The 14,423-nt window shown below is 42.7% G+C and carries 12 protein-coding genes and 1 pseudogene; 11 read left to right on the top strand and 2 right to left on the bottom strand.

Translation table 11 applies throughout. The annotated features are described in order from the left end of the window. Positions 1-2 precede the first annotated feature (2 nt). Positions 3-1,364 carry a cytochrome ubiquinol oxidase subunit I gene (locus tag AR334_RS02480; protein ID WP_066304507.1) on the bottom strand — a complete coding sequence of 454 codons (1,362 nt, stop codon included), beginning with the start codon at positions 1,362-1,364 and terminating at the stop codon, positions 3-5. A gap of 211 nt (positions 1,365-1,575) precedes the next feature. Here AR334_RS02480 and AR334_RS02485 point away from each other — a divergent pair, with 211 nt between their 5' ends. The 6 genes from AR334_RS02485 to AR334_RS02510 all read left to right on the top strand — a co-directional run bounded on the left by AR334_RS02485 (position 1,576) and on the right by AR334_RS02510 (position 6,242). Beyond that, the gene (locus AR334_RS02485; RefSeq protein ID WP_066304511.1) at positions 1,576-2,448 is read left to right on the top strand and encodes an ABC transporter permease subunit; all 873 of its coding nucleotides are present in this window, start codon (positions 1,576-1,578) and stop codon (positions 2,446-2,448) included. Then, the gene (locus AR334_RS02490) at positions 2,445-3,464 is read left to right on the top strand and encodes a hypothetical protein (RefSeq protein ID WP_066304512.1); all 1,020 of its coding nucleotides are present in this window, start codon (positions 2,445-2,447) and stop codon (positions 3,462-3,464) included. The genes AR334_RS02485 and AR334_RS02490 overlap by 4 nt, the downstream gene beginning before the upstream one ends. A 14-nt stretch (positions 3,465-3,478) precedes the next feature. Next, positions 3,479-4,042: a sigma-70 family RNA polymerase sigma factor gene (locus AR334_RS02495; RefSeq protein ID WP_066304513.1), complete on the top strand. Its 564-nt coding sequence runs from the start codon at positions 3,479-3,481 to the stop codon at positions 4,040-4,042. Then, positions 4,039-4,728: a hypothetical protein gene (locus tag AR334_RS02500; protein ID WP_066304515.1), complete on the top strand. Its 690-nt coding sequence runs from the start codon at positions 4,039-4,041 to the stop codon at positions 4,726-4,728. The genes AR334_RS02495 and AR334_RS02500 overlap by 4 nt, the downstream gene beginning before the upstream one ends. Beyond that, entirely contained in the window at positions 4,721-5,272 is a 552-nt protein-coding gene (locus tag AR334_RS02505; protein WP_066304517.1) for a DUF4352 domain-containing protein, read from the top strand. Before AR334_RS02500 ends, AR334_RS02505 begins: the two co-directional genes overlap by 8 nt. Positions 5,273-5,411: 139 nt before the next feature. Then, complete coding sequence (locus AR334_RS02510; RefSeq protein ID WP_066304520.1) at positions 5,412-6,242, top strand: alpha/beta fold hydrolase; 831 nt, start codon at positions 5,412-5,414, stop codon at positions 6,240-6,242. Between the two features lie 48 nt (positions 6,243-6,290). Here the strand turns inward: AR334_RS02510 and AR334_RS02515 are convergent. After that, a pseudogene (locus AR334_RS02515) lies at positions 6,291-6,659 on the bottom strand (cell wall hydrolase); the annotation flags it as partial. 780 nt (positions 6,660-7,439) lie between these two features. Between AR334_RS02515 and AR334_RS02520 the strand changes: the two are divergent. The 5 genes from AR334_RS02520 to AR334_RS02540 all read left to right on the top strand — a co-directional run bounded on the left by AR334_RS02520 (position 7,440) and on the right by AR334_RS02540 (position 14,383). After that, complete coding sequence (locus AR334_RS02520; RefSeq protein WP_066304522.1) at positions 7,440-8,210, top strand: hydroxypyruvate isomerase family protein; 771 nt, start codon at positions 7,440-7,442, stop codon at positions 8,208-8,210. A gap of 1 nt (position 8,211) precedes the next feature. Beyond that, positions 8,212-9,096: an NAD(P)-dependent oxidoreductase gene (locus AR334_RS02525; RefSeq protein ID WP_066304524.1), complete on the top strand. Its 885-nt coding sequence runs from the start codon at positions 8,212-8,214 to the stop codon at positions 9,094-9,096. Positions 9,097-9,423: 327 nt separating this feature from the next. Then, positions 9,424-10,980, top strand: coding sequence for an acyl-CoA carboxylase subunit beta (locus AR334_RS02530; RefSeq protein ID WP_066304526.1), 1,557 nt, complete (start codon positions 9,424-9,426; stop codon positions 10,978-10,980). Between the two features lie 167 nt (positions 10,981-11,147). Next, positions 11,148-12,824: an AMP-binding protein gene (locus AR334_RS02535; RefSeq protein ID WP_066304528.1), complete on the top strand. Its 1,677-nt coding sequence runs from the start codon at positions 11,148-11,150 to the stop codon at positions 12,822-12,824. Next, on the top strand, positions 12,821-14,383 hold the full coding sequence (locus tag AR334_RS02540; RefSeq protein WP_066304530.1) for an acyl-CoA carboxylase subunit beta: 1,563 nt from the start codon (positions 12,821-12,823) through the stop codon (positions 14,381-14,383). Before AR334_RS02535 ends, AR334_RS02540 begins: the two co-directional genes overlap by 4 nt. Positions 14,384-14,423: the final 40 nt, after the last annotated feature.

A 14,423-nucleotide genomic window follows, 5' to 3' on the forward strand; every position in this document is an offset into this window, starting at 1 on the left:
CTTTATGTATTAGTACTGAATAATTCCCCATTTTTTTGTTCTGCCCGCTTTATATCATCCACTTCGGTATTTTTCCTGAAGTAAAAGAGCAGAACGAATACAACTGCAGCTGCCAAAATGAAATAGACACCGCTAAATAAAATGAATAGGGTACCCAAGCCCTTCGAAGTCGTTGCTGCTTCAGCGGTCGATAATATCCGGTAAATCACCCATGGCTGCCGGCCGGTACAGGCGAAAATCCAGCCAAATTCAATTGCCAGAACGGAAAGCGGGCCCGTCGAAACCAGAACCCACAGCAACCATTTTGGATTATGATGTTTTTTCAAAATCCGTTTCCAGCCTAATACTAGAAGCGGAATCAGGATCAGAAGAGAACCGATTGCCACCATCGCGTTAAACAGAGTGTGGATAAATAAGGGCGGCCATTCATCTTCCGGAAAGTCGTGTAGTCCTTTTACAACTGTGTCAAATCTGTTATCCGCCAAAAAGCTTAATGCCCAGGGGATTTCAATTGCCCATTTAACTTCTTCCGTTTCCCGGTCAGTAAACCCTCCAATTGCGAGTGGGGCGTGTGATTGGGTTTCAAACAAGCCCTCTGCCGCTGCCAGTTTTTCCGGTTGGTATCGATGCAAATATTGAGCGGAAGTATGACCGCTTATGGCGGTCAGGAACGCAAAGATACAACCGACAGTCAGTCCAATTGTTAGGGCTTTTTGGTGAAAAAGATAAATTCTGGAGCCAAAAGAATTTTTCAACATTTTAAAAGAAGCTACAGACGCTACGACAAATGCTCCAACCACGTAGGCCGAAACGCCGACATGCCAGGCAGAAACATAGAAGCTTGGATTAAAAAAGGCAGCCCATGGATTAACATCAAGGAATTTTCCGTCTTCATAACGGAAGCCTGCTGGAGTTCCTTGGAAGGCATGGACATTTGTAATCAACACAGCAGATGCTAAGGCACCGAGTGCAACCAGCACTAGACTTACGATTCGCAACCAAGGTGGAATTCTCTCTGCTGCATAGACATAGATTGACATAAACAGCGCCTCTACAAAGAATGCATAAATTTCAATTTGGAATGGCAGCGGCATAACTCGACCAATTACTTCCATAAAGCCAGGCCATAACAAGGATAATTGCACGCCGGCAATTGTCCCGGTGGGGATTCCAACACCAAGCAAAACAGCAAATGTCTTTGTCCATCTCTTGGCCATGACTACATAATCTTGATCTTTTGTTCTTTGATACAGCAGCTCTGCTGTTAGAATCATTAAAGGCAACCCGACACCGATTGTTGCAAAAATAATATGAAATGCCATCGTAGTCCCAAAGAGGGATCGGGCGATAAGGATATCATCCATTATTCATTAGTCCTTTCTAGGATAGTCCATTTACACATAACAAAATTAGTTTTCCTTTCCTCAGCTTGAAATATTCTCCAAAAAAAGCTTTCTAGGAGACCGTCCTAGAAAGCTTTTTCAATTTTTTATTAAAAAATGAACAGAAAACTTCATTACTGTCGTCTAATTTTAAAAATACCAAAATTATACAATGTATTTGAGGTGATACCATATGAAACATGTATTAAAGCTGCCAGTCAGGATTGCCCTGATGTTAGTAGGTTTTATCCTAATACTTAATCTTCCGATTTTAACATTTGGAACTAAACTGTTTAACTTCAACTCCAAGTTTTTTTGGACGGAAGTTAATAAAGACATCCAATTCTTTGTCCATTTTGCGGATTCAGCAAACTTTGACATATTGTCGCAGCTTCCTCTTTTTGAGAGCTATCGCTATTCCATGTCTCTATTGGCCGTCTGCCTCATGGTTGTGATTTTTGCCGGACTTCTTTTGGCGTTTTTGGTTATAATATCTCCGCGAAAAATTAGAAACCGTATAAAGAAAGGGATAAATTTAATTGAGGGTATCCCAGATTTGTTTGTCATATTTCTGTTCATGTTTTTCGTCATTACCCTCTATCAAAAAACGGGTTTAAAGTTTTTGCAGCTTTACGGAGTTTTTGGGAATCGGCCCTATTTTGTTCCGATTGTCACTATCTCTTTTCTTCCCACGCTTTTGTTTGTGCAATTTTTAATAAAAGTTCTTGAGGAGGAAGAGAGTAAAATTTATGTCTTGTTCGGAAAGGCGAAGGGGATCGGAAGGATGGGGCTTCTTTTCGTTCATCTTCTCCCGAATATTCTTCCACAAATGATTTTACAACTGCGTACTAGTATTTGGATTATTCTTTCTAATATTTATTTAATCGAATTTATTTTTAATATACCTGGGTTTACAAAAACCTTTGAACTTTTTCTGTTTCGTGGTGGAAATATCGCGGCAACTGCCCTATGTTTGTTGCTGTTTACACTGCCGCTCTTGATAATGGAAGCATTGGGATTTGCTGTTTCGAGGAAAATCGCTCGAAAGGAAAGGTTCACCTTATGAGAGAATATAAGAAAACCATCATCGGTTCGGCCATCCTTCTCCTTTTATTAGCTGCCAGTTTTTTGTATCCCGCTTACGGGCCGGCAGATTTTAATAAGCAAATCTTTGTAAAGGATGAGCAGGGGAATATCCTGGATAAGGCTCCATTTCCGCCATCAGAGAAACATATCCTGGGAACGGACCGAAATGGGCAAGATATGCATCTGCTTTTCCTCTATGGTGCTAAATTTACGCTGATTATCGCCTTTGTTGTCTCGAGTTTCAGAGTATTGGTTGGCGGTGTGGTCGGACTTTTTATGTCCTTATGGGCTCCATATCTAAAAAGCTATTTTAAAGATTTTTTTATTACAATGAGATATATTCCTTTGATTTTTTTAGGTATTGTCTTAATGGGACCAACCATTGGTGCAGTTACCGATTTGCCTCTTGCCTCCGTTGTTTCTTTTCAAGTCTTGATGTTGGTATTTATCGGAATTCCGACAGTAACGATTTTTGCTAGTGAAATAACAGAACAACTATTGGCGCAATCCTTTGTACAAAGCTCTTACTTAATGGGGGCCAGCAAGTTTCATATTTTTAGAAGACAGTTAATGCCGTACATTCGTTCATACGGAATCTTATTATTTGTTCAGCAGCTATTAAGCACATTGCAGCTTACCATGCACTTAGGCATATTTGGATTATTCCTTGGCGGTCAAGCAGTTGGCGGAATTTTTGGCTATCTGGAGCCACCGCCAAAGCCGGCTTCATTATCGATGGAATGGGCGGGCCTAATTGCCCAGAATTTCAATGATTTTAACATGGCGCCGTGGACCATTTTTGTCCCGATAGGCGGATTTTTCATTGTAATATTCATCGTAAACATGATGAAAAAAGAGCTTGAGGAGAACATATTCGGGGAACAACTTTCAAAAGTATCTCGCAAGAAAAAACTGGACATTCCAAAAGCAAGCCTCCTTCCAACAAAGGGTGGATTTGAATTCGTAAACAAGCAACAATCAAGAATAGAAGGTTAGTAAGGGGGAGCAGGATGAAGCTTAATAAACCAAAAGACCCTCATCACTTGGACATCTCAAGTATTAAAAAAGAAACCCTTTTGGAAGAGTTGATTGAGACCTATGGCAACAAGGTGCTGAAACTCGCGTTTACATATGTGAAGGATCAAAAAGTGGCGGAGGACATTACCCAAGAGGTTTTTATCAAATGCTTTCAAAATTGGGAGAAATTCCGCGGCGATTCATCCGTCAAAACATGGCTGTATTCGATTACGATTAATACTTGTAAAGACTATTTAAAAAGCTGGTCGTTTCGCAACCTGTTATTTCATGATTTTACTCCGAAACAAAAAGACATGAAGGATCATGTGTTAGAGCATGTATTGGAACGGTCGCAGAAAAAGGAGCTAGCCTCAGCCGTTCTGAATTTGCCAGTGAAGTATCGAGAAGTGATGATTCTATTTTATTATGAGAATTACCGTGTGGAAGAAATCTCAAAATTTTTACAAATAAATGAAAACACGATTCGGACCAGATTAAAACGAGGAAAGGGACTATTGTTTAAAAAACTGGGGAAAGAAATGAGGGATGAACTTTGAAAGATGATCTTCGATACTTAAAGGAAAGCCTTGATGATACGTATTTTAAAGATATGGAACTATCGAAATCTCTTAAAAAGAAAATTTTAAAAAAAGCAACGGCTCAATCCCGGCCATCTCGGATCGTGAACAAACTTTCTTATATGACTAGCCTGGTATTGGCGGCCAGCCTTCTCATCATTCTGGCTGTGAGCTTTATGAAGACCGATACCAACCAGGCAAGCATGCCGACAATTCGTGAGCAGCAGGTTGCTCTCATCCACCTTCAGGATGATGTTGTCCAACTTGTAAAAAAACAACAACAATCAGAAGGCGCCTTACTATCTTCAATGATAAAAAATAAGCCGATACAGCAACTGGAATTACAGCGACGCAAGGTGATATCGGATGGTGAAATCATTATCGAGAGCCTTAGAAAAATGCCGATCCCATCCGAATTGTCATCTAATGGTGCCGAATTGACGAAAAGTTTCGATATGTTAGCAACAGCATACGAACAAAAGAATAAATACTATAAAGAATTGGATGTAAATGATGCCCCTAGCTTATCCCCTTATAATGTGCCAGTTGATGAATTTATATATTTTGAAGAAATGATTGGAGAGGTTTACAAAAATGTAAACCTATTGCCGCCTAGCTTTCAGGTCCTATTAAAATTTTTGATGTGGGGGGATGAATTTGAATAATTTTCGTTTTCGTCAATGGAGTGGCTTCTTATTTGGATTTTTCATTGTTGCTGTCTTTTTGGCTGGTTGTGATCAAGGTGAATCACCCGGAAAACAAGAAAGTGTTCCAGCAAGTAAGGAGGAAACGACTGAAGGGGAAAAATCAAAGCCAAAAGGACATGCCATTGGTGAGGAAATTAATTTGCAAAAGTGGATACTATTAACGGTAACAAATGTTGAAAAATCGAAAGGCAATGAAAAGTCCAAACCTAGAGGCGGGAGTGAATACATTACTGTTGCTGTCAAGCTGGAAAATATCGGGGATAAAGATTTTCGCTATAATACCTATTCTTTCGCCTTAGTTGACGACAAAGGCCAAACCTTTGACGAGGATGTATTAGCGACAATTGACATCGACACCTATTTAGGCCAGGGAGAGTTAAAACCTGGTGAAACGGTGGAAGGGACCATTACGTTTCAACGACCAATAGGTGAACAGGGGCTTCAAGTAAAATTCGTCTCGGGTTATGCCGATCTGCCAACGCCCAGAATTGACTTGCAGTAAAGTTTTGTGCTAGGCACTATCCTATAGACCGATTTATAAAGCGGGGGAGTGAAATCCTTCGCTTTTTGAATTAAAAAAGGAAATTTCAGGTATTTGACGAATGTTTTAGGGGATTGATTTTTTTAAAAGGAGACTGATTATGCTTAATAAAAAAATAGTAACCCTAAACAATCAAACCACTTCCTATTTGGATGAAGGTTCCAAGAATGCTGCGCCAGTCCTACTGATCCATGGTGTTCCGGAATCAAGCATGCTATGGAAGCATATCATACCAGAAATTGCTTCCCAGGGATTTCGGGCAATTGCACCTGATCTTCCGGGTTTTGGCCAGAGTGACCGTTTCCCAAATGAGTCAACATGGGAAAACTACTTAACATTTATCAATGATTTTATAGCAGCGTTAGAATTAGAAAAAATTCATCTCGTTGTCCATGACTGGGGCGGGTTGATTGGGTTGCGGTGGGCTTGTGACCATCCAGACAAAGTGGAAAGCCTAATTATTAGCGATACATCGTTGATACCAGGATACACATGGCACCCTCTGGCACAAAAATGGCGGACGGAAGGGTTAGGGGAAAAAGTGGTGGAAGCGATGGCAAATAAGCAAGCCTGGATGGCAAATATGAAACATGAAATTCCTTCAGTAGAAGAGGTGATTCTAGAAGATTTTTATGCCATTTTTGAAACCGCAGAAACGAGAAAGGTTATTTTGGAATTATACCGTTCCGCCAATCGGCAATTAATTGAACCATACCAAAAGCTTTCGGTGATAAATAAACCCGTTACGATCCTGTGGGGCGAAAATGATCCGTATATTTCAATTGACTTTGCTTATAAAACTCGTGAGCTGCAATTCCCGCATGCAAGGATTGGAATCATTCCTGATACCGGGCATTTTATTCATGTTGAATCACCTGAGAAAGTCCTACCATATGTAAAAGAACATTTTGAATCAATGATAAAAATATAAAAAGGAGGCTTACCAAACTAAAATATTTTGGTACGCCTCTTTTTTTACTTATTTCGCAAACACATGATTACCGATTGTCTCCACTGCTTGACGAGTGCGAATCCAGGTATCAGTGGCAATTTCCGGGTTATAGAAATAAATGGAATTATTCAGAGTATCTTCTCTTTTTAAAGCTTCTTCAACGGCTTGCTTTGAATCTTCGGATGCCGGTTTATTGATTTCACCATTTTGCACTGGTGAAAAAGCATAAGCTTTACCAGTTTTTTCTTTAATCACTTCTGTTATCGTATCGGGAAACTCTGGTGATTCCACACGATTTAAGACGACAGTCGCAACTGCCACTTTCCCTTCATACGATTCACCCTTCGCTTCTGCTTCCACTAAGCGAGCAAATAAATCTTTTTCCTGTTCGGAAATAGAGATGGCAGGTTCAGTCGGTTCTTCCGCCGGAGCCTCAACTTCCTGTACTGCAGTTTCTGCAGGTTCCATTTGTTGCTCGACGGGGTCTGCTGTTTCCGTTACTTGAGCATCAAGTACTTCTGTAGCAACCGGTTCAGTCGCTGTTTCTGCAGGTTCTGGTGAACCGTTTGGCGTTTCTGTTTTTTCTTCAACGCCCTTCGTTTCTTGGTCTGAAGAATCGGCTAATACCCCTACAGCCGCATTAACAACGGCGTTAATCACAGGTTTTGCTGAATCTAGTTGTACCTCTTTTTGCGGATGAAACAGATCACCAATGGCTTGTACCGCGTCATGAAGAGTATAATCTTCCTGTATATATAATTCCCCAATTGTAAATGGATGAATGACAGAAATACTTGTTCTATGTTGAATTGGATTTTCTGTTATTGCTTTAGCGGTATGATCTTGGACATTTATCGCCATTGTAGCTGCACAAGCTACGATGAGTGATTTCAACATGATGGTCATGTGCGCTACCTCCTAATAAAATCTCTATTACATACCCTAACATGTTTAATTATCATAAATACAGGACAATTAGGTTACATTTTGTGTTAAATAGATAAACAAAATGACATAAAAAGAAAGTTTATGACAAAATACCTATCAAGATGTTATATTCTAGGAAATCATGTGAAGACGAGGGATAAATTACCTGACAAATCTCATGGTTCTTGCTGATTTTGCCAAATTTAGTAGAATAGAATGAAAGTCCGAAAATTCTGGAGATGGTGGTACATGAATAAATTTGCTGTGAATCTTTCAACTATTTTCACTGAAGTTCACTTTTTGGAGCGGTTCAAGAAAGCGCGGGATTGTGGATTTTCTCATGTGGAGTGTCAATTCCCCTATCATAATACCAAAGCAGAGATTCAGCGGGAACTTTCACTTAATATGTTATCGCTGGAACTAATAAACTTGCCTCCGGGGAATTGGGTAAAAGGTGATCGAGGTTTGGCTGCTGACCCGAAACGAGTGGACGAATTTAAACAATCGGTTCATATTGGAATTGAGTATGCGGCGGACTTAAACGTTTCTAGGATACACTGCATGGCTGGTATTATCCCAAACGGAGAGCACGATATAGCTCGCGATGTTTATTTGAATAATCTTCATTTTGCCGGAACTGAAATGGCAAAACACGGGATAATGCTATTAATTGAACCGCTCAATCCATACGATATGCCGGGTTATTTTTTACATGATATTCATCAGGCAAAAGAGATATTGGATGTGGTGGACTTGCCAAATGTGAAGCTTCAGTTTGATTTTTATCATATGGAGCGGATTCATGGAAATCCGCTTAGCCTATTTCAACAATATGCTAACATCATCGGGCATGTTCAAATAGCGGATGTTCCGGGGCGTCATCAGCCAGGAACAGGAGAAATGAACTACAAAGAAATATTTCATTATTTAAATGATATCTATGAAGGCTACATAGGCCTTGAATATACGCCGAGTGGAAAAAGTGAAGCAAGTTTTGATTGGCTGGAAGGTGGAAAATAAAATGACCATTGGATTTATCGGTACCGGTGTCATGGGGGCAAGAATGGTTAAACGGCTTCTTGGGCATGGTTATGAGGTGCATGTCTATAATCGGACCAAAGAGAAAATTAGAGCACTCGTGGAGCAGGGCGCAATAATGGTAGAATCGATTTCTTCGCTGGCACGGAACTGTGACGTCATTTGTACCTGTTTATCTATGCCAGAAGATGTTTTAGAGGTATATGGTGGCATTATTGAGAACGCCCGCCCGGGGACAATCTGTATCGATTTGACTACAGTTGGAGCGGATACAAGCAAAATCCTTTTTGAAAAAACAGCTGTCAAAGACATTGCTTATCTTGATGCTCCTGTAAGCGGAGGTCCAGAAGGGGCGGAAGCCGGGACTTTAACGATTATGGTCGGCGGTGAGCAGGAGATTTTTGAAAAAATTTCTCCTTTATTATGGGTTCTTGGCGGGACGGTTGAATACCTCGGTTCTTCCGGGTCAGGTAGCATTGCCAAGCTGATCAATCAATATCTTGTCGCGGTTCACTCGCTTGCCGTTTCAGAAGCGATGGTTACGGGAGCTGCATTTGGACTTGATTCCGAACAGTTATACAACATTTTAAAAGTCAGCTATGGGGACAGCAGGATTTTGCGTCGGCATATGGACCAATTCGTGCTTGATCGGAATTTCCAACCTGGCGGTGCGGTGAAATATGTTTTAAAGGATGTCCGCCTGGCCAATCAGCTTTTGCAAGAGGCCGGGATGGACAAGTTTACCGGACAAATGGCAGAACAGGCATTTTCTGCTGCGACTGAGAATGGCCTAAGTGATTTTGATATGTCTGCAGTTATACAGCCCTTAGAAGAGCATTGCGGGGTTTTAGTAGGAAAAAAAAGATGAGGATTTAAAACGATGCCGGGACCATGATGATGGTTCCGGCGTTTTTATACAAATATTATTAAACCTGGTAATCATATTAACACCATACTTATAGTTAAAATATTTGGATAATTCCAAAAGTAACCTTTACAAACAACTGTAGCTTGACTAAAATAAGGAATATATACTGACCGTTCAGTATCTCTTGTTCGTTTGTTTAAAAACGATTTCACTTCATTCTTCTACGATTTATTACATTCAATCTCTTCCACACCAAGATTATTTATCTTCAAACATAAATCAAAAATCTCAATCATAATGAAAATTCTGCGGAAGGAGGACGATGAGTTGACATGGGAACCTGAAATAAACGAACTTCGGCGCCGTGAAAAATTGGCGTATCAAATGGGCGGTGAAGAACGGGTCGCCAAGCACAAATCACAAGGCAAGCTAACTGTTAGAGAGCGGATATCCAGTTTGCTAGACGAAGATAGCTTTCATGAATTAGGTGCTATTGCCGGGAAAGCGAAGTATAATGCTGATGGTCAATTAGTTGAATTTACACCAGCAAACTTTATTGTCGGAACAGGAAGGATTAATGGACGAAAAGTAGTTGTCGGGGGAGATGACTTTACGGTCCGCGGGGGTGCGGCGGACGGCGCAATCATAAGGAAGCAGGTATATTCCGAAAGGTTGGCACATGACCTGCAGCTCCCAATCATCCGGCTTGTTGATGGTACCGGCGGCGGTGGCAGTGTGAAATTCCTCGATACAGATGGTCATACATATATACCGGTTAATCCTGCCTGGGATTTGGTCGTTGCCAATATGGGAAGGATTCCGGTCGTTTCTTTATGTTTGGGTTCAGTTGCGGGACTCGGGGCAGCCAGGGTTGCAGCCTCACATTTTTCTGTCATGGTAGAGAAAACCGCTCAATTATTCGTTGCAGGCCCGCCTGTTGTTAAATACGGTATGGGGCAGGACTTGACCAAGGAAGAACTTGGCGGCATTCAGGTCCATCGTTCAAGCGGTGCCATAGATAATATTGCCAGCTCAGAAGAAGACGCTTTTGAGCAGACACGGTGTTTCCTATCATACTTACCTTCAAGTGTTTGGCAACTGCCGCCTGTAGAGCCGGGCACGGATGATCCAAACCGAAGAGACCATCGCTTAATTTCGGTAATCCCAAGAAATCGGAGGACTCCATATAAAATTCGTGAGGTTCTGCCAATGGTATTCGATGAAGGCTCTATCTTTGAGATGGGACGTTATTATGGCGCGGGCACACTTACCTGTTTTGCAAGGCTGAATGGACATCCAGTCGGGGTACTGGCCTCAGACCCTTATGTAAATGGCGGAGGGCTGACAGCTGAGAGTTCGGAAAAAATTGAACGTTTTATAGATTTATGTCAAACATTTCATTTGCCGATTGTTAATATGGTCGACCAGCCAGGTATGGTTATTGGATTGCAAAATGAAATGAAAGGAACGATTCGCAAAGGAGTCCGTGCAATTGCGGCCATTTACCAGGCAAAAGTTCCAATGATTGAAATTATCATGCGTAGAGTATTCGGTGTCGGTGGCGCCGGAATGTCCAATGGACACGGATTAAATCTTCGTTATGCCTGGCCGTCAGGCGACTGGGGCTCGCTACCGGTTGAGGGGGGAGTTCAGGTAGCTTATCGCCGTGAGCTTGAGGCTAGTGACAGTCCTGAAGAATTATTAAAAGAACTGTTGGATCGCATGGAATCAGTGCGTTCGCCGATAAGAACCGCTGAAGCGTTTGGCATTGAAGAAATTATTGATCCGCGAGATACCAGACCACTTTTATGTGATTGGGTGAAGGATGCCTACAACCTCCTACCGCAAATGCTTGGCCCGTCCAGTCACGAGATGCGGCCATAGAACGTGAGGTTCGAATCAGTGCGATCTTCGGACAAAATTGCCGATAAACAGGGTCGATATTTCCGAAGTTGAATGATCTTCGGACAATACTGCCGATGAACAGGGTGGAAATGTCCGAACCCTTCTGTTCTTAGGGTAAAACTGCTAATCAATAGGGAGGAATGAGTATGAAAGAACTTTTGCAAAAAAGCTGGCCAAAAAACCTTTCCAAAACATTAACCTATCGCCTGGGTGAGCGGCCGTTGCATGAGTATATTAAGCAAAATGCCACCGACACTCCAACTAACACGGCCTATTCCTTTTACGGAAGGGAGCTGACGTGGCAAGAGCTGGACCAGTCGGTTGACCAATTCGCCCAATTTTTAACAGGCAAAGGGGTAAAGAGAGGCGACCGGATTGCTCTTTTTATGCAAAATTGCCCGCAGTATATCATTGCCCATTATGGTATCCAGCGTCTTGGGGCCATTGTGGTTCCATTGAATCCAATGTATAAGGAGTCCGAGCTTGAATATTTAATCAACGAGGCCGGTATCAAGGTAGTTGTCGCCGGACAAGAGCTGCATCCTTTGATTGCCGCAGTCCGACCTAAAACTCCGTCCGTCGAATTTGTGGTCACAACGAATTATGCTGATTATTCGCCAAATGAGCCGACCTTAACCTTACCGGCAGAGCTAAAACTGGAAAAGTTGCTGCAACAAGATACGTATGATTTCGTTCAGGTGCTGAAGGAGAACCAACCGTACACAAGCCATGTCCAAATCGACATATGGAATGATGTCGGGCTAATGGTGTTTACCTCAGGGACAACCGGAAGACCAAAAGCGGCGATGCTGCCGTTTGGCAGCGCTCTGTTTAAAACCGCTGCCACAATTCATGCTAACCAATTTGCCATGGACGGACGATTTTTGACGATTGCCCCGTTATGCCATATTGCCGGGATGGTGATGGGTGTTAATATACCAATCTATACCGGTGCCGAGTGCGTGCTGTTAACCCGGTTTGATCCTTCCACAACGGTTGATGCAATTGAAAGATACAACATTACCAATTGGTATAGCATTGCCCCAATGAATGTCGCGATTTTAAACTTGCCAGGCATTGAAAATAGGGATTTGTCCTCTTTGCAAAGGAACTCATCCACCAGTTTTGGCGTTCAAGTAACGGAACAATTAGCAAGTAAATGGAAGTCGCTAACAAAGGGCTGTATTATGCACGAGGCCTCCTATGGACTTAGTGAAACCCACACCTGTGACACGTTTATGCCTATTGACAACATTAGGTGGGGCAGCTGCGGAATCCCAACCTACGATACAGATCTTAAAATCCTTCATTTTGAAACGGGCGAACCAGTCGGTCCCGGCGAAAAAGGCGAAATTGTCATCAAAAATCCCGGCGTGTTTAAAGGCTATTTAAACAGACCTGATGCCACTGCTGAAACGCTTCGTGACGGGTGGGTTCACACCGGCGACATCGGTAGTGTGGATGAGGATGGCTATTTATACTTCCACGGCCGGATTAAAGAAATGATCAAGAGCTCCGGTTATAGTGTGTTCCCTGAGGATGTGGAGGCGCTATTGAATGAACACCCGGGTATTTTGCAAAGCGCTGTCATTGGCGTTCCAGATCCGCTCAGGGGTGAAAGTGTCATGGCCTTCATCGTCCTAAAACCTGGTTATGCTGGCAACATAACCGAGGAGGAAATGCTTCAGTGGGCGAAGGAAAAAATGGCAGCCTACAAGTATCCTCGAATTGTAGAGTTCATCGACCAGCTTCCGGCAACAAGTTCGGGAAAAGTACTACGAAGGCTGCTTAAGGAGCCACAAGGGAAGGAAGTCAAACAGTGATTGATCAAGAAAAGAACATCGTGAAAGAAGCAGTTGATGATTTAATAAAAAGGAAAGAACGTGCCAAGTTGAATGGTGGGCCTGAAAAAATCAAACGACAGCATGAGGCCGGTTTTTACACGGCGAGGGAGAGAATTGATTTACTGGTGGACCCAGATTCCTTTATGGAAATGGGTATGCTCAATCACTCCGATATGGTTGGTTCTGAAGACAAGAGTGCTGGCGATGGGTTGATCGTCGGCCTCGCCAAAGTCGATGGACGGCCGATTGTGGTTCAGGCAGGCGATAAAACGGTTTTTGCCGGAACTGAAGGCGCCGTTCATATGCGGAAAGCTGTTTCGATTCATCAATATGCGTTGAAACGAGGTCTACCGATGTTTTACCTGCATGAAGGCGGAGGCTTGAGAATGCCGGATGGCATGGGTTCCGACGGCATTAGCGATAAGCTTTTTCCAAATGAAATGTTGACCCATCATAGGCAGGTTCCATCCATTACAAGTATACTTGGTGACAGCTTTGGGGGTCCAACGTGGACGGCTGTTTCATCCGATTTTGTCACACAGCTTAAAGGGACCTGTATGGCGGTTGCTGGCCCGAGAATGATTGAGATGGCAACCGGGCAACAGGTTTCAACCGAAGAGCTAGGCGGGTGGAAGGTTCATGCCCATCAAACCGGTCAGGCTGATGCCTTTGGTGAAACAGAAGAGGACTGCATTGCCCAGATGAAGGAATTTTTCAGTTATATGCCGTTAAATGCAACTGAGGAACCGCTATATCAGGAAACAGATGATGATCCGTATCGCAAGATCGACAGAGTGCTTGAGATTTTACCAAATAAAGCAAACCGGGCCTATGATATGAAAAAAATCATCATGGAGATCGTAGATGACCGCCAGTTTTTTGAATATAAGGAGCTTTACGGCCCTGCACTCATAACTGTATTTGCCAGATTGAACGGCCGGTCCGTCGGAATCATCGCCAATCAGCCAATGAAATACGCGGGGGCAGCTGGTGTGCAAGAATGCGAAAAGGCGACTGATTTTATTTGTTTATGTGACTCGTTCAATATTCCAATGGTCTTTTTGCATGATACACCTGGATTTCGCATCAGCAATGAAGCAGAAAAAATGAAAATTCCTACTAAAATTATGGTTTGGAACCAAGCGCTCGCTCAATCTACCGTTCCGAAAATCTCTGTCGTTGTCCGCAAGAGTGTCGGGGCGGCATATGGAAATATGTGCGGCCCTACAATGGGTGCCGATTTTGTGGTCGCCTGGCCGACAGCAGAGATCAATTTCACTGGACCGGAAGTAGGGATTAATGTCGTATATGGCCGCCAGCTACAGGGGATTGAAAATGCAAAAGAAGTGCGAAAAGAACTTCTAGAAAAGTGGGCATTTGACAGTTCACCGTATAAAGCAGCAGCTAAGCATCTCATCGATGATGTGATTGACCCGCGGGAAACACGAAAATTCCTGTGCAGGACGCTGGAATATGCCTGTGTGAAAAATGGGTCGATAAGCGAACACAGATTGGCGAACTGGCCAACAGGGTTTTAATTCACCCTTAAATACCAACCAGTTAGTATAAAGAGGGAGT

The organism is Bacillus sp. FJAT-29814, assembly GCF_001510715.1.
In the GTDB taxonomy this organism is placed as follows: domain Bacteria; phylum Bacillota; class Bacilli; order Bacillales; family Cytobacillaceae; genus Neobacillus.